This window comes from Streptomyces sp. NPDC005784 (genome assembly GCF_042871525.1).
Lineage (GTDB): Bacteria > Actinomycetota > Actinomycetes > Streptomycetales > Streptomycetaceae > Streptomyces.
Genome location: NZ_JBIAIQ010000051.1, coordinates 1 through 16,213 on the forward strand (window position 1 = coordinate 1; position 16,213 = coordinate 16,213).

Here is a 16,213-nt window from a genome sequence, read left to right on the forward strand (position 1 = left end):
CTTCGGCCGCAGAGCACCCAGGCCCGCCGTCACCACCACCTGCCGCAGGCCGGCCCCGGCACCACACCTTCCGCAACGCCGGATCGCCCTGACGGTGGTCCGGCTTTCCCGCTCCCGCACGCGGGAACGGGCATTCACCCCGGCCCTGAAGGACCGGGCACCCTGCCCGAAAGCAAGGTGGACGCGATCGGGAATCGGGGTACGGTTTTACCGACAGGATGTCGGGAAGGCTGTTGACTTAGGTAAGCCTAACCATAGAAGATTCGGCTGGCCCGGCAACGGCTCCCGCCCTTCCTCATCGGCTCCGGAGGCCCCATGAACGCGTCGGACACGTCGGACACGATGAGCACGGCGGGCACACCCTTCTCGACGCTCATCCGCACCGCGTCGCACGAGCAGCACACCGAGGCGGAGACGTCGACGTTCATGAGCGACCTGCTCGGCGGCCGGCTCGGCGTCGAGGCGTACGCGCGCTACACCGAGCAACTGTGGTTCGTGTACGAGGCGTTGGAGGCGGAGACCGAGCGGCTGGCCGCCGATCCGGTGGCCGGGCCCTTCCTGCGGCCCGAACTGCTGCGCCGCACCGCCCTGGAGCGCGACCTCGCCCATCTCCGGGGCCCGGACTGGCGCGGCACGCTCACGGCGCTGCCCGCGACCCGCGCGTACGCGGACCGGGTCACGCGGTGCGCCCGCGAGTGGCCTGGTGGCTATGTCGCCCACCACTACACCCGGTACCTCGGGGACCTTTCCGGTGGCCAGATCATTCGCGGCAGGGCGGAGCAGACCTGGGGCTTCAGCCGCAAGGGCGACGGCGTCCGCTTCTACGTGTTCGAGGACATCTCCAACCCGGCCGCGTTCAAGCGGAGTTATCGCGAACTGCTGGACGGGGTCCGGGCCGACGATCTGGAGAAGCAGCGGATCGTGACGGAGTGCAAGCGGGCGTTCGCCCTGAACACCGGGGTGTTCAGGGCCCTCGCCGAGGAGTTCCCGCTGACCGCATGATCATCCGAACCCCGGGCTGCCCGGCCCGGGGTTCACCCCTGGACGCCGTCCCGCCGCCCTCCGGGAAGGCACATGGCGTGCGGGCCGGCGGGGGCGTGCCGGCCGGTTGGGGCCGAGCCGGCCGGTGATGGCCGTGCGGCCAGTTGGGGGCGGCCAGTTGGGGCCGAGCGGGTCGGCTGGGACCATGCCGGCCGGTGGTGGCCGCGCGGCCGGTTGGGGCCGCGCCGGCCGGTGATGGCCGTGCGGCCAGTTGGAGCCGTGCGGGTCGATTGGGGCCGTGCCGGCCGGAGGTGGCCGTGCGCGAGTGATGGCCGTGCGGCCAGTTGGGGCCATGCGGGTCGGCTGGGGCCACGCCGGCCGGTGGTGGGCGGGCGGGCCGGCCTGTTGAGGCCGTGTGGGCGGCTTCCCCGTGCACCTGATGGGCGTGGTTTCGCGCCCCGCCCCCGTGTCCCTGGTCTGGTTCTCAGCGTTCCAGGTGGACCCGGCCGCCCACCTCGACCCAGTCGTTCGGCTGGGGGGCCGTGAGGATCTGGGAGCCGGTGCCCTGGGCGATGTTGAGGGCCCGGCCGAGTTGCTGGGTCAGCAGCAGCGCCGCCGCCCCGGTGGCCTCGTCCTCCTCGATGCCGTCGTTCCGGCCGGGGAAGGCGCGGGCCCGCACCCGGCCGCCGGCCTCGTCCTCCCAGGCCCAGGCGTAGATCCACTCCCCCGACGGCGGCACGGCCAGCGCGTCGACCTCGGCCGCGGACCCGTACCGCCGGAGCGTGCGCGGCGGCGCCCACTCGGCCCGCGCCTCGATCCAGCTGAACTCGCCGTCCAGCCGGACTCCCACCACACCGGCGGGCGTGACCAGTTCGGGCACGTCGAGCAGCCAGCCCACCCCGACGCACGGGTGTCCCGCGAACGGCAGCCGCAGCGTCGGGGTGTAGATGTCGATGACTCCGCGCTCGGGGTCGTCGACGAACACGGTCTCGCTGAAGCCGAGCTTCGCGGCGAACTCCTGCCGCTCCGCGCGGTCCGGCATCACCGAGCCCTCGCGCACGACTCCGAGCTCATTGCCATACCCGCCGCCTGGTCCGCAGAAGACCCGCAGCACGTCGTAGTCAGTCACTCCGGCATTCAAACACCATCCGCGCGATCGGTGACCTGCAGGAGCGGGCCACCCCTCCCCGGCACCATGAGTTGGTGCCGCGAGCGCGCCGGGCAAGGGCGCACGCCGGTGACATGGTGGTCGTGGTGTCGCACGATCCGGGTCCGGCGGCGGCCCGCGCGCACCTGGTCGCGCTTCTTTGCGCCGGACGTGTCGCGGCCCATGGCCGACCGGCCGCGGTCTTCACCGAGCGGCCGCCGACCGACGCCCACCGGCAGCCCACCGGCAGCCCGTTGGGGCGTTCCCGCACCCCAGGACCGGGGCCGCGCCGATCACCCGCAAGCGGGAGACTTGACCTCTCCTTGACCTTTTCATGGGGTCTGTTTTGAGTCATCGTGATCAAGCCGTTCCTGTGCGACACCCGTGAGAGCTGAATCACCGTACGAGTGGGTATCAGTGAGGCAAGCCTCAGATAAGTTAGGCCAGCCTCACCATGCCGAACGGGCCCCGCCGTGCGGCTTGTCCGACTTCTCTTGGAGCCTGAATGCGAGCCGTCCGACTCTCCGTTGTCACCGCTGCCGCCACCGCGGCCGCTCTGGCCGCCGTCACGGGTTGCACCCAGAAGAGCGACGCGAAGAACGGCGACGCGATTCAGGTGACGGCCAGCGACACCGCGTGCAAGGTGTCCAAGAAGGAGTTCCCCGCAGGACACGTCCAGCTCGACATCGAGAACAAGGGCTCCAAGGTCACCGAGGTCTACCTGCTGTACCCGGACGACCGGATCGTCAGCGAGCGCGAGAACATAGGCCCCGGCACCAAGCAGCGGGTCACCGCGGAGGTGAAGGCCGGCGCGTACACGCTCGTCTGCAAGCCCGGCATGAAGGGCAAGGGCATCCGCGAGGCGGTCAAGGTCACCGGCGGAAAGGTCGCCAAGCGCGACCCGCGCCTCGACAAGGCCGTCGCCGACTACCGCGCGTGGGCCCAGGGCGAGGCCAACGCCACGATCCCGAAGGTGAAGACGTTCGCCGACGCCGTCAAGGCCGGCGACCTCGAGGCCGCCAAGAACGCCTACGCCCCCTCGCGTGTCGGCTGGGAGAGCACCGAGCCGATCGCCGAGTCGTTCGGTGACATCGACCCGAAGACCGACACCCGCGCCGACGGCCTGGAGAAGGGCCAGAAGTGGACCGGCTGGCACGCGCTGGAGAAGTCCCTCTGGCAGGACAAGAAGATCGGCCCCGAGCAGAAGACCCTCGCCGACCAGCTGGTCACCGACCTGACCGACTGGCAGAAGCGCATCGGCAAGGCCGAGATCACCCCGACCTCCATGGCCAACGGCGCCAAGGAGCTGCTCGACGAGGTCGCCAAGGGCAAGGTCACCGGCGAGGAGGACCGCTACTCGCACACCGACCTCAGCGACTTCAAGGGCAACGTCGACGGCGCACAGAAGGCGTACGAGCTGCTCAAGCCGGTCGCCTCGGAGAAGGACGCGGCGCTGACGGCGGAGCTCGACAAGCAGTTCGCCGCGCTGAACAAGCTGCTCGACACGTACCGGACGAACAAGACCTCGGACGGCTTCGTGTCGTACGACAAGGTCGGCAAGGCCGACCGCAAGGAGCTCTCGGACGCGGTCAACGCGCTCGCCGAGCCCCTTTCCAAGCTCGCCGCCGCCGTCGTGAAGTAGGAGCAACGCCATGACGGACAACTCGAACAGCACGGACAGCACGGACACCCGGGGCAGCGCGGACAGTACTGAGGGCACCGGCGCCACGCAGGCCACCGGGTCCACCCGCAACGGCTCCACGCCGACCCGGCGTTCGCTGATCGGCTGGGGCGGCGCCGGGCTCGCGCTCGGTGCCGCCGCGGCCGGCGGCGCCGTCGCGATGACCCGTACCGGCAACGACGTCGATCCGGCCGCCGCCGACATCGGCGCCGCCGTCGCCTTCCACGGCGCGCATCAGGCGGGCATCGCGACAGCGGTGCAGGACCGGCTGCACTTCGCCGCGTTCGACGTGAAGACGGACGACCGCGCCGAGTTCGTCCAGCTCCTCAAGGACTGGACGCAGGCCGCCGCCCGGATGACCGCCGGACACACGGTCGGTGAGGGCGCGTACGGCGGTCTGGCCGAAGCGCCGCCGGACGACACCGGTGAGGCGCTGGGGCTCAAGCCCTCCCGGCTGACGCTGACGATCGGCTTCGGTCCGTCGCTGTTCGAGAAGTTCGATCTGGCGGACCGGCGGCCGGAGGCGCTCGTCGACCTGCCGGAGTTCTCGGGCGACAACCTGGACAAGGCCCGCAGCAACGGCGACCTGTGCGTCCAGGCCTGCGCGGACGACCCGCAGGTGGCGGTGCACGCCATCCGCAACCTGGCCCGTATCGGCTTCGGCAAGGTCGCCATCCGCTGGTCGCAGCTCGGTTTCGGCAAGACGTCGTCGACGACCCCGGACGCGCAGACCCCGCGCAACCTGATGGGCTTCAAGGACGGCACCCGCAACATCGCGGGCACCGAGACCGCGCGGCTGGACAAGTTCGTGTGGGCCGACGAGAAGGACGGCAGCAAGAACTCCGCCTGGATGACCGGCGGTTCCTACCTCGTCGCCCGGCGCATCCGGATGGACATCGAGACGTGGGACCGTACTTCGCTCCAGGAGCAGGAGGAAGTCTTCGGCCGCGACAAGGGCGAGGGTGCCCCCGCCGGCAAGGCCAAGGAGCACGACAAGCCGTTCCTGAAGGCGATGAAGCCCGACGCGCACGTCCGGCTCGCGCACCCCGACTCCAACCACGGCGTGACCATCCTGCGCCGCGGCTACTCCTTCACGGACGGCACGGACGGTCTCGGCCGCCTCGAAGCGGGCCTGTTCTTCCTGGCGTACCAGCGGGACGTGCGCAAGGGGTTCATCCCCCTGCAGCGCAGCCTGTCGCGTTCCGACGCGCTCAACGAGTACATCCAGCACGTGAGTTCGGCGGTCTTCGCCGTCCCGCCCGGCGTCCGGGACAAGGACGACTGGTGGGGCCGGACGCTGTTCTCCAAGGAGGCGTAGCCGTGTTCAGCAACTACTTGATCGGTCTCCGCGAGGGCCTGGAAGCCAGCCTCGTCGTGTGCATCCTCATCGCCTACCTGGTGAAGACAGAGCGCACGGACGCCCTGAAGCCGATCTGGATCGGCATCGGCGTCGCGATCGCCGTGGCGCTCGGTTTCGGTTTCGCCCTCGAATTCGGCTCCCAGGAGATGACGTTCCAGGCGCAGGAGATGCTCGGCGGTTCGCTGTCGGTCCTCGCCGTGGGCCTGGTGACGTGGATGGTCTTCTGGATGCGGCGCACCGCCCGGCACCTGAAGTCCGAGCTGCACGGCAAGCTGGACGCGGCCCTCGCCATGGGAACCGGCGCGCTGGTCGCGACCGCGTTCCTGGCGGTCGGCCGGGAGGGCCTGGAGACGGCCCTGTTCGTGTGGGCGTCGGTGCACGCGGCCAGTGACGGCACGCCCCGCCCGCTGATCGGCGTGGCGCTGGGTCTGGCCACCGCGGTCCTCCTCGGCTGGCTCTTCTACCGTGGCGCGCTGAAGATCAACCTGGCCAAGTTCTTCACCTGGACCGGCGGCATGCTGGTCGTCGTCGCCGCGGGCGTGCTCGCGTACGGCATCCACGATCTGCAGGAAGCCGACTTCGTCCCGGGCCTGACGAACCTCGCGTTCGACATCAGCAACACGATCGACCCCACCAGTTGGTACGGCACCCTGCTGAAGGGCGTCTTCAACTTCCAGCCCGACCCGACCGTCCTTCAGGTCACGGTGTGGGCGCTGTACTTGGTCCCGACGCTCACGATCTTCCTCGCCCCGGTAGGGTTCGCCTCCGGGAAGGGGAAGGTGAAGGCACCTGATGAGCAGGGATCGCACGGGTCGCAGCCCACGAAGGCCTCGTAGCCTCAGCCGTTTCGCGTTGAGCCGCTTCGCCCTGGCGACGGTCACGATGACCGTCCTGTCCTCGGCGGCGAGCGGCTGCGTGGTGGTGCACGGCGAGCGCGAGGTCGTGCCGGCCGCGACCCGCGCCGAAGCCGCCCGCGCGCTCAGGGACTTCACCGCCGCCTACAACAAGGCGGACGCGACGTACGACCGTTCCGACGACGCGGACCGGGTTGCCGGTCCGCTCGCGGACATCGACGGCGCCAGGCTGAAGGCCGGGCGCAAGAACAACCCGGCCGGGAATCCGGCGCATTCGGCGCTGGAGTTCGGCGGCGCCGAGTTCTCGATCCCCACGAAGGCGGGCTGGCCGCGCTGGTTCGTGGCGAACGCGACGGCCAACAAGGGTGTGCCGGGCAGCCGTTGGCTGCTCGTCTTCACCCGGGGCAGCGCCGGTGAACTGTGGCAGGCCTCGTATCTGACGGTCCTCGGGGCCGGTGACGTACCGAAGTTCGCGAAGGACGAGGGCGGCTGGGCGCAGCCGGTCACGGCCGACGACGCGGCGCTCGCGATCGAGCCGGGGAAGCTCGGCCAGTCGTACGCCGCCTATCTGAAGGCCGGCGGCGACACCTTCGCCGCGGGCGTCCACACCTCGCAGTGGCGGGCCCAGCGCGAGAAGTTCGCCAGTAAGCCCGGCCTCGCCAGGCAGTACATCGACCAGCCGCTGATCTCGGGCGACTACGCGCCGGTGGGTCTGCGCACCGCGGACGGCGGGGCGCTGGTGTTCTTCGCCACGCACCGCTACGAGAAGGAGACCGCCGCCGCGGGCACCGGGATTCCCTCCCCCAGCGCGGACGTGCAGGCCTTGACGACCGGTGAGATCAAGCAGTCCCTGACCCTGGAGTTCGTCTCCAACCAGGTCGTCCTGGACCCGCTGAAGGGTTCGGGCGGGGGGCAGGTGTCCGTCCTCGGACGGATCGAGGGGCTGACCGGAGCCGAGGGCGAGTAACCCGGCGCGCACCCGGCGCACGCTCACTCGGCACCCGCACTCGGCACGTCCGTATACCCGGCACGTCCGTATACCCGGCACGTCTCTACGCCCGGCCTACGCGCACTGGGCGCGCGTACGTACTGCGGCCCTCGTGGCGCGCGCACTGCGGCCCCCGTGAGCTGCCCGGCGGGCGGGACCTCAGCCGCGATGGGGCCAGGCGGCGAGCTGGTCCGCGCCGTTCTCCCCGGCGTAGATGGCGCACTCGTCGGTCAGGATCTCCAGGAGGGTGAGCGGGTCCGGCAGCGGATGCTCGGGGCCGCGCACCCAGTCGACGCTCAGACCACCGGGCAGCTGGGCCGGCGGCACGAGGACGTACGAGCCGCGGCAGTGCCAGCGGAAGCCGGGGTGCTCGTCCATCGTCTCGGGATGGCAGTCCAGCTCGCAGGGCCACCACTCGTCCTCGTCCTCGGGCGTACCGCGGGTGAGGGTGAAGAAGAGCATGCGGCCGTCGCCGGTCTCCGCGACGGGTCCGACCTCGATGCCGGAGGCCAGTATCCGCTCCAGCGCCGCGCGCCCGGCGTCCAGTGGCACGTCCAGGACGTCGTTCACCATGCCGGTCGCGGTGATGAAGTTCGCCTTCGGCTGGTGCCGGGCCCAGCGCTCGATCTGTGCGCGGTCGGTCGTCGACTGCGTCTGCCAGGCGAAGGAGACGGGGTGGCGCGCGGGGGTGGGGCAGCCGACGCGGTCACAGGAACAGCGGTAGCCGGAGGGGTACGCGGCCTGCGCGAGCGGCAGCCCCGCGGCGGCGGCGGCGAGCAGGAGCGCCTCACGGTCGCCGGCGGTTGTCTCCGCAGGGGCTTTGGGCCGGCGTCCGCGCAGCCACTTCGAGATCCTGCCCTGCGTGTCGGAGCGGCGGCCGAACTCTGCGCTCATCTATCCCCTCGCCTCGCCGTAGTGCATACGTCCTTGCCCCATGGTCCCACCATCCTGCGCCCCGGGTGGCCGGAGCCGACAACCGGGGTAGGTGGGGCGATGCGTCCCCCTGGCCCCAATAAGGGTTATTGCATGATTTAAAGATATTTTCCGTACAGTCGGGGTGATCACTGCTGCGATGTGGGCCGGATCGAGGCGCCCGTGTCGGCCGGCCCGGTCCGTGGACGGCGGTGGGCAGCCGACCGCCTCCGCACGGTGGAGGCGGTTTGCGGAGGTACCGCGCTTACTCCCCCTGGCGGAGGCCGGCCCGCGAAGCGAGCGGTCCGCTTCCAACGTGGAGGGCGGGCGCCACATCGGGCGTCCGGGCATTCCTGCCACCGAGGACGGCCACGCCACCCATGCAGGGCAAATTGCCGGCTGCTGGCAGGCGGACCTCGACTGAGGTCTGTCGCAGAGGTCGGTGAGTCGGCACCTGCGACACGCTTCAGGGGCGGCCGGGCCGGGACCTAGTGGGTATCCTCCCTCGGCGGCCAGGCGTCGCCCCAGTCCGCGTCACGGGCCGCCTTGTACAGCGGTCCGTGGCGCTTGGTCACCGTCTCCCGGCGCAATGCCTCGTCCGGCTCGCACAGGTCGAGCAGGACCTGTCCCTTGCGGATCTGCGGCCTGCGCACGATACGGGAGGGCGCCGGGGCGGGCGGGAAGCGGGTCGCGGCGACATAGCTGAACTTCTCGTCCTCGTAGGGCAGGGAACCGCCCTTGACCTGGCGGTGCAGGGAGGAACGGGCGACCCGCGCGGAGAAGTGGCACCAGTCCTGGCCGGGGACGATGGGGCAGGCCGCGCTGTGCGGGCAGGGCGCGGCGACATGGAAGCCGGCGCCGATCAGACGCTCGCGGGCGGCGAGGACCCGGGTGTAGCCGTCGGGGGTGCCGGGCTCGATGATCACGACGGCCTGGCCGGCGCTCGCGGCGGCGTCCACGACCGAGGCGCGGTCGGCGTCGGTGAGCTCGCCGAGAACGTAGGAGACGGTGACGAGATCAGTGCTCTCGATGGTGAGCGCCGCTCCGATACGAGAGCGCTGCCATGCGGCACCGTCCAGTTCCGGGTTGGCGGCGGCGATCTCCCGGCCGAGCGCGAGGGCGGGCTCGGCCCAGTCGAGCACGGTCACCGGGCGGGTGCCCTCCCAGGTCGCGTTCACCGCCCAGGTGGCCGCGCCGGTGCCGCCGCCGACGTCCACGTGGCTCCCCGGTACCCAGCCGGGCACCGCGTCCACGAACGCCTCCAGCGCCGCGCACACCGCCTCGAACGTCGCGGGCATCCGGTACGCGGCGTACGCGGCCACGTCCGAGCGGTCCCGGAGGATCGGCGTGTGGGTCGGGGTGGTCCCCCGGTAGTTCACGATCAGCCGCTCGACCGCCTGCGCGGCGGCCTTCGGCGGCAGACCGTCGAGGAGCCCGGCGAGGGCGCCGCGCAGGGTGTCGGCGGGGGGTACGGGGGCGTTCACGGCCCGATTCTCTCAGGTCCCCCCGCACCGCCCGCGCCGGGCAGGTGGCTTCTCAGTTACCCCTCATCGCCCGCGCTGGGCAGGTGGCTTCTCAGGTTCCCCCCATCGCCCGCGCCGGGCAGGTGGCTTCTCAGGTTCCCCGCGCCAGGCAGGCGATCCCTCCGATGCCCCACACCGGCCGCGCCCGCCAGGTGGTCCCTCAGATATCCACCCCGTCCCGCCGGGCCAGGCGATCCCCCAGACGCCCCGCACCACCCCCGCCCGCAAGGTGGTCCCTCAGACATCCACCCCGTCCCGCCGGGCCAGGCGATCCCCCAGACGCCCCGCACCACCCCCGCCCGCAAGGTGGTCCCTCAGATACCCGCACCACCCCCGCCGGGCAGGCGAACCCCCACACGCCCCGCACCACCCCCGCCGGGCAGGCGAACCCTCAGGTGCCCCGCACTGCCCGTCGCAGCCGGGTGGCCGCTGCCGCCCGGGGCGCGTTGTCCGCCGGGCGGCGGCGGGGGTGGACCGTGTTGGCGAGCAGGACCAGGAACGTGTCCGTCGCCGGGTCCAGGACCAGGGACGTACCGGTGAACCCGGTGTGGCCGGCCGCTCCGTGGCCCGCGAGGGTGCCCATGAACCAGGGCTGCTCGAGGGCGAATCCGAGGCCGGGCGGGGTGAGGAGGAGCTCGACGAAGTCGGGGCCGAGGATGCGGGCGGGACCGTACGAGCCGCCCGCGAGCAGGGTTCGGCAGAACACGGCCAGATCGCGCCCGGTGGAGAAGAGCCCGGCGTGACCGGCCACCCCGCCGAGCGCCCAGGCGTTCTCGTCGTGCACCACGCCCCGCAGCAGGCCCCGGTCCGCCTTGGCCCACGGCCGCCGCTGGTCCTCCGTGGCCGCCGCGCCGGGGCAGGGTCCGAAGGTGGTTGCGTTCATCCCGAGCGGGCGGGTGATGCCGTCCCGGACGAGGATGTCGAGCCCCCGGCCGGTGACGCGTTCCAGCACGTACTGCAGGAGGATCAGGTTGATGTCGGAGTACCGGTACTCGCCCGGTTCGGACGAGGGGGCCTCCGCCCGCAGCAGCGCCAGCCGCGCCTTGTCGTCCGGGCAGTCGTACAGCGGGAGTTCGGGGCGCAGCCCGGAGGTGTGGGTGAGCAGCTGCCGTACGGTGATGCCGTGCTCGCGGACCGCGCGGAACTCCGGCAGATACGCGCCGACCCGCGCCTCGATACCCAGCGTGCCGCGCTCCAGCTGCTGCACCGCGGCGACCGCCGTGAACAGCTTGGTGAGGGAGGCCAGGTCGAAGGGCGTGTGCACGGTCACCGGCACACGCGCTCCCGGCGGCAGTTCGACCCCGGTGCCCTTCGCCTCGTCGTGGGATGCGTAGCGCACCGCCCAGCCCGCCGCCTCCTCGACGGCGATGACCGGGCCCCGCCCCGCGACCACGACGACGCCCGCTGCCCAGGGGTCGGCGCCGCGGGTGAGGGCGCGGACCTCCTGGACGAGCTGCCGCAGTTCACCGGTGTCGAGTCCGGCCCGTTCCGGTGTGCCGGAACGCAGTCTTGGTGCGCTCAGCTCTCCGCCGCCTTTCCGTTCGAAGTGCGTCCCGTCCGCCGGGGACGGCACAGTCCCACGAAGCAGGCGACGGCTACCAGTGCCGCGGCCAGCTGGACGACGGCCATCGGGACGGCGGTGTGCTGTCCGGCGATGCCGACGAGCGGTGAGGCGACCGCGCCGATGAGGAAGGAGGAGGTGCCGAGCAGCGCGGAGGCGGAACCGGCCGCGTGCCGCACGCGCATGAGGGCGAGCGCCTGGGTGTTCGGCAGGGCGAGGCCCATGGCGGACATCAGCACGAACAGGGCGGCGGCCACCGGTGCGAGCCCGACCGGGCCGAGCACGCCGGTGGACATGAGCAGCAGGGCGCTCGCGGCGAGGACGACGAGCGCGAGGCCGACGGCGAGGACCTTTTCGAGGGCGACCCGGCCGACCAGCAACTTGCCGTTGATCTGCCCGGCGATGACCAGGCCGACGGAGTTCACGCCGAAGAGCAGGCTGAAGGTCTGCGGGGAGGCGCCGTAGAGCTCTTGGATCACGAACGGGGAGGCCGAGATGTAGGCGAACAGGGCCGCGAAGGTGAAGCCGCCCGCGAGCATGTATCCGGCGAAGACGCGGTCGGCGAGCAGTCCGCGCATGGCGCGCAGTGCCTCGCCGACGCCGCCGCCGTGCCGGTCCGCCGGCCGGAGGGTCTCGGGCAGCTTCGCCCAGACGACGGCGGTCAGCGCGATACCGACGGCGGTGAGGACCACGAACACGCCCCGCCAGTCGGTGACGCGCAGGATCTGTCCGCCGATGAGCGGCGCGACGACCGGGGCGACGCCGGAGATCAGCATGAGGGTGGAGAAGAAGCGGGCCATCGCCACGCCGTCGTAGAGGTCACGGACGACGGCGCGGGCGATCACGATCCCGGCCGCGCCCGCGAGACCCTGGACGAGGCGGAAGGCGACGAGCAGGCCGATGTCGGGCGCGAGGGCGCACAGCACGGTGGCGACGACATAGACGGCGAGGCCGGCGAGCAGCGGGCGTCTGCGGCCCCACCTGTCACTCATCGGCCCGACGACGAGCTGCCCGAGCGCCATGCCCGCGAGGCACGCGGTGAGCGTGAGCTGCACGGTGGCGGCGGGGGCGTGCAGCGATCCGGTGACCTCCGGAAGCGAGGGGAGGTACATGTCCATCGCGAGCGGGGGTGTGGCGGTGAGCCCGCCGAGGACGAGGGTGACGAGGAGTCCGGTGCGGCCCGGGGCGCCGGGTCCGGTGGTCGGCCGTGACGCGGAGCCTGGCGTCGGCCGTGACGCGGCGCCGGATGCCGGTCGTGGCTCAGAGCCGGATGGCGGTCGCGCGGCGCCGGACGCCGGTTCGGATGCCGGGCGGGCGGCCTCGGCGACCGCCGCCGTGGTGTCGGCGGCTTCCGCGTTCGGTATGTGCCCTCGCGGGCCTTCCTGGTCCCGCGTGATGCGGCCACGCTCGGGCATGTGCCCCCCTCTCCCAAAGATGCGCCCCCTATGCTCTCAGTTCGAACAGCGTGTTCGGAGTCACGGATCAAGGGGCGGACATGGCGGGCGAGCGCGAACGCGTGCGGTGGGGAATTCTGGCGACCGGCGGGATCGCCGCGGCGTTCACGGCGGACCTGGTCGACATGCCGGACGCCGAAGTGGTGGCCGTCGCCTCACGGACGGACGCCTCGGCGAAGGCGTTCGCGGAACGGTTCGGGATCCCGCGGGCGTACGGGGACTGGGCGTCGCTCGCCGCGGACGAGGACGTCGACATCGTGTACGTCGCCACACCGCACTCGGCGCACCGGGTGGCCGCCGGGATGTGTCTTGAGGCGGGGCGTCATGTCCTGTGCGAGAAGGCGTTCACGCTGAACGCGCGGGAGGCCGAGGAACTGGTCGCGCTCGCCGGGCGGCACGACCGCTTCCTGATGGAGGCCATGTGGATGTACTGCAATCCGCTGGTCGGGCGGCTGAAGGCACTCGTCGACGACGGTGTGATCGGTGAAGTGCGCACGGTGCAGGCCGACTTCGGTCTCGCGGGACCGTTCCCGCCCTCGCACCGGCTGCGGGACCCGGCGCAGGGTGGCGGTGCGCTGCTCGATCTCGGCGTCTACCCGGTGTCGTTCGCGCAGCTGCTGCTCGGGGAGCCCTCGGACATCGTCGCGAGAGCGGTGCTCTCCGACGAGGGCGTCGATCTCCAGACGGGTGCACTGCTCTCCTGGGAGAGCGGCGCTCTTGCTTCGGTGCACTGCTCCATCAACGGTGGCACGCCCGTCGCCGCCTCCGTCACCGGCTCCGCGGGCCGCATCGACATCCCGGACGGCTTCTTCTTCCCCGACCACTTCGTGCTGCACCGCGACGGCCGCGAGCCGGAGATCTTCCGCGCCGACCCCGCGTCGGGCCCCCGCAACAGCCTCAAGCACGAGGCCGCCGAGGTGATGCGGGCCCTGCGCGCCGGTGAGACCGAGTCCCGGCTCGTCCCGCTCGACGGCACCCTCGCCGTGATGCGGACGCTCGACACGATCCGGGACCGCATCGGCGTCCGCTACCCCGGTGAGGCCAACGCGTAGGACGCCGGGCCGGTTCGAGCCCCTGGTCGCCGGCCGCCGTTGCCGGACCCTCCGAGTTCGGTTGCCGGACCCTTCACATCGGGTTGCCGGACCCTCCGCGTCCGGATGCGGGACCCGCCGGGCCCCCTCCCCTACGCTGCGGGCGCATGAACGCCATGAATCCCTTGCATCCCCTGCATCCCGCGGAGACGAAGATCGCTGTGGTGACCGGGGCGGGCTCCGGCATCGGCCGTGCGGTGGCCGCCGAACTGCTGCGCACCGGCTGGTCGGTGGCGCTCGCCGGACGCCGGGCCGAGACCCTGGAAGAGACGGCGGCCCTGGTGCCCGAGGGACCCTCGATCATCGTACGGACGGACGTGTCGCACCCCGACGAGGTGGCCGCCCTCTTCGCCGCCGCGCACGACCGGTTCGGCCGCCTCGACCTGCTGTTCAACAACGCCGGGACGTTCGGGCCGGGCGGTGTGCCGCTCGAAGAGCTGCCGTACGAGGCCTGGCGGCATGTCGTCGACACCAACCTGAACGGCGCGTTCCTGTGCGCGCAGGCGGCGTACCGGCAGATGAAGGATCAGGACCCGCAGGGCGGCCGGATCATCAACAACGGCTCGATCTCGGCGCACACACCCCGCCCGCAGTCGATCGCGTACACCGCGACCAAGCACGCGCTGACGGGCTTGACCAAATCGCTGTCCCTGGACGGGCGTCCGTACCGGATCGCCTGCGGGCAGATCGACATCGGCAACGCGGCCACCGACATGACGGAGCGGATGCGGACCGGGACGCTCCAGGCGAACGGCGAACTGGCGGTCGAACCGGTGATGGACGTGGCCGATGTGGCGCGCACGGTACGGCACATGGCCGAGCTGCCGCTGGAGGCGAACGTGCAGTTCGCGACCGTGGTGGCGACGGCCATGCCGTACGTCGGGCGCGGCTGATACATACGTGGGGCGAGCGCCCGCGGTTCACCAAGAACTGGTCAACGGCTCAACCCACACAAACGGAAGCTGAATCTCCGGACCATATAAGCCGTTAGTGCGCTTATGCTCAGCATCTCCCCCATCAGAGCTTCACAGTTGGAGCAACAGACTTCGGTACGACCACGGTCCACACCGAGGGGGGAGGTGGCAGTCGCTCCGCGGCCCGGGAGGGGGCGGACCTCGCGGGGGATCGCGAGGTGTGCACCGGACCGCGGAGCGGCTGTCCCGTCATCGGCGCCGACGGTGACTTTCCGCCTCGTCCGGCTCCTCTGCGGACCGGCGCCTGCGGTTGCGCAGCGCGAGCGCGCCGCCCGCGAGGAGCGCGACCGCGGCCCCGGCCCCGGCGACCAGTCCCCACGGCGGGCCGTCCGACGTGGAAGCCTCGGCCGAGGCCGGAGCGCCCGCCGCGCCCTTCGCCGGCTTCCGCGTGGGCTTCGCGCTCGCGCCGCCCGCGCTGAGCGGATCGACGAGCGTGCCGACCGGCCCGGCGTGCGCCCCCTTGCCGAAACCCCAGTCGAGCAGCTGGGCCGTCTCCTCGTAGACCCCGCTGCCGCCGCTCTTCGGGTGCATCACCGTGACGAGCAGGGTCCGTCCGTCACGGGTCGCCGCGCCGGTGAAGGTGTTGCCGGCGTGACTGGTGTAGCCGTTCTTCACCCCGATCAGGCCGTCGTACGGCCGCACGCCCCACGCGCCCGTCAGCAGGCGGTCGGTGTTCTGGATCTGGAAGGTCTTCTTGCCTCCGGCCGGGAAGTCCGCGGTCTTCGTAGAGCAGTAGCCGCGGAAGTCGGCGTCCGCGAGGCCGTGCCGGGCGAAGAGCGTCAGGTCGTACGCGGACGACAGCTGGCCGTTGTGGTCGAAGCCGTCGGGGCTGACCACATGGGTGTCCAAGGCCTGCAGATCCTTCGCCAGGGCCTGCATCTCGGCGACCGTGGCCGCGATGCCGCCGTTCATGTGGCTGAGCACGTGCACCGCGTCGTTGCCGGAGCGCAGGAAGACGCCCTGCCACAGCTGCTCGACGGTGTAGGTGATGCCGGGCTTCACGCCGACCATGCTGGAGCCCGAGGGGACATCGGCGAGGTCGGCGTCGACCACCTTGTACGTCCGGGCGCGCTCGAACTTCTTCAGCACGGCGTCCGCGAAGAGCATCTTCAGGGTGGAGGCGGGCGGGAGACGCAGGTGCGCGTTGTACGAGGCGAGCACCTCGCCGCTGGTGTGGTCCGCGACCAGCCAGGAGCGGGCGGTGAGCCGCTTGGGCAGCCCCGGCCCGCCGCTCACCTGGATCCCGGCGCGGGCCAGTCTCGCACCGCCGATCGTCGTCGTGGCGTACGCGGTCGTGGCCGTCGCGGCGGCGAGGGGTACGGCGGCGGCGAGGCCGAGAGCGGCACGGCGGGAGAGCCCGGAAGAATCACGCATCCCGGGACCGTACAAAGTCTCTCCGAGGCGGTTGACAGCGGGGTGTCAAAGAGAAGGCACGCCGATTCCAAAGCGGCGGCAAAACAGGCGCGCGGGCGCGGGCCCGCCCCGTCGGCACCGTCCGCCGTCCCACCGGGAGATACACGTGCGGCGGGCCCGCCGATCTTCACCGCGGGCCACTCAACAGGCGTTTCCTGGCAATGAGCCCTTGAAAGCCTGGGAATGAGCTGTCTGACCCAATATTGATTCCGAGGTCCGGATTCTCAGCCTTCACACATCTCTTACTCAGCTCGACTCAAAGGTTCCTTCATAG

13 protein-coding genes are annotated in these 16,213 nt (G+C 71.5%); 7 read left to right on the forward strand and 6 right to left on the reverse strand.

Annotation, left to right across the window (positions count from 1 at the left end):
• Positions 1-315: 315 nt before the first annotated feature.
• Complete coding sequence (locus tag ACFYR3_RS40925; RefSeq protein WP_389287198.1) at positions 316-1,002, forward strand: heme oxygenase (biliverdin-producing); 687 nt, start codon at positions 316-318, stop codon at positions 1,000-1,002.
• A gap of 463 nt (positions 1,003-1,465) precedes the next feature.
• Here the strand turns inward: ACFYR3_RS40925 and ACFYR3_RS40930 are convergent, their stop codons facing one another.
• Positions 1,466-2,110, reverse strand: a complete 645-nt coding sequence (locus tag ACFYR3_RS40930) for a PhzF family phenazine biosynthesis protein (protein ID WP_355848657.1) — start codon at positions 2,108-2,110, stop codon at positions 1,466-1,468.
• A gap of 523 nt (positions 2,111-2,633) precedes the next feature.
• Between ACFYR3_RS40930 and efeO the strand changes: the two genes are divergently transcribed.
• From efeO to ACFYR3_RS40950, 4 genes are read left to right on the forward strand one after another with little or no spacing between them, the layout of a single operon-like run.
• Positions 2,634-3,770: an iron uptake system protein EfeO gene (efeO, locus tag ACFYR3_RS40935; RefSeq protein ID WP_389287200.1), complete on the forward strand. Its 1,137-nt coding sequence runs from the start codon at positions 2,634-2,636 to the stop codon at positions 3,768-3,770.
• A 10-nt stretch (positions 3,771-3,780) separates the two neighbouring features.
• Positions 3,781-5,127, forward strand: a complete 1,347-nt coding sequence (gene efeB, locus ACFYR3_RS40940) for an iron uptake transporter deferrochelatase/peroxidase subunit (protein ID WP_389287202.1) — start codon at positions 3,781-3,783, stop codon at positions 5,125-5,127.
• A 2-nt stretch (positions 5,128-5,129) separates the two neighbouring features.
• Positions 5,130-6,005 carry an iron uptake transporter permease EfeU gene (gene efeU, locus ACFYR3_RS40945; protein WP_355848649.1) on the forward strand — a complete coding sequence of 292 codons (876 nt, stop codon included), beginning with the start codon at positions 5,130-5,132 and terminating at the stop codon, positions 6,003-6,005.
• The gene (locus ACFYR3_RS40950; RefSeq protein WP_389287204.1) at positions 5,962-6,990 is read left to right on the forward strand and encodes a hypothetical protein; all 1,029 of its coding nucleotides are present in this window, start codon (positions 5,962-5,964) and stop codon (positions 6,988-6,990) included. Before efeU ends, ACFYR3_RS40950 begins: the two co-directional genes overlap by 44 nt.
• Before the next feature lie 180 nt (positions 6,991-7,170).
• Here the strand turns inward: ACFYR3_RS40950 and ACFYR3_RS40955 are convergent, their stop codons facing one another.
• The 4 genes from ACFYR3_RS40955 to ACFYR3_RS40970 form a co-directional block, all read right to left on the reverse strand.
• On the reverse strand, positions 7,171-7,905 hold the full coding sequence (locus ACFYR3_RS40955) for a bifunctional DNA primase/polymerase (protein ID WP_355848644.1): 735 nt from the start codon (positions 7,903-7,905) through the stop codon (positions 7,171-7,173).
• A 506-nt stretch (positions 7,906-8,411) separates the two neighbouring features.
• On the reverse strand, positions 8,412-9,407 hold the full coding sequence (locus tag ACFYR3_RS40960; protein WP_389287206.1) for a small ribosomal subunit Rsm22 family protein: 996 nt from the start codon (positions 9,405-9,407) through the stop codon (positions 8,412-8,414).
• Between the two features lie 430 nt (positions 9,408-9,837).
• On the reverse strand, positions 9,838-11,019 hold the full coding sequence (locus ACFYR3_RS40965; RefSeq protein WP_389287208.1) for a serine hydrolase domain-containing protein: 1,182 nt from the start codon (positions 11,017-11,019) through the stop codon (positions 9,838-9,840).
• A complete protein-coding gene (locus ACFYR3_RS40970) occupies positions 10,965-12,422 on the reverse strand; it encodes a multidrug effflux MFS transporter (RefSeq protein WP_355848635.1) in 1,458 nt (485 codons plus the stop codon). Before ACFYR3_RS40970 ends, ACFYR3_RS40965 begins: the two co-directional genes overlap by 55 nt.
• 80 nt (positions 12,423-12,502) lie before the next feature.
• Between ACFYR3_RS40970 and ACFYR3_RS40975 the strand changes: the two genes are divergently transcribed.
• Entirely contained in the window at positions 12,503-13,513 is a 1,011-nt protein-coding gene (locus ACFYR3_RS40975) for a Gfo/Idh/MocA family oxidoreductase (protein WP_355848632.1), read from the forward strand.
• 146 nt (positions 13,514-13,659) lie between these two features.
• A complete protein-coding gene (locus tag ACFYR3_RS40980) occupies positions 13,660-14,445 on the forward strand; it encodes an SDR family oxidoreductase (RefSeq protein ID WP_355848629.1) in 786 nt (261 codons plus the stop codon).
• A 270-nt stretch (positions 14,446-14,715) separates the two neighbouring features.
• Here ACFYR3_RS40980 and ACFYR3_RS40985 read toward each other — a convergent pair whose 3' ends face one another.
• Entirely contained in the window at positions 14,716-15,900 is a 1,185-nt protein-coding gene (locus ACFYR3_RS40985) for a D-alanyl-D-alanine carboxypeptidase family protein (protein WP_389287211.1), read from the reverse strand.
• Positions 15,901-16,213 lie beyond the last annotated feature (313 nt).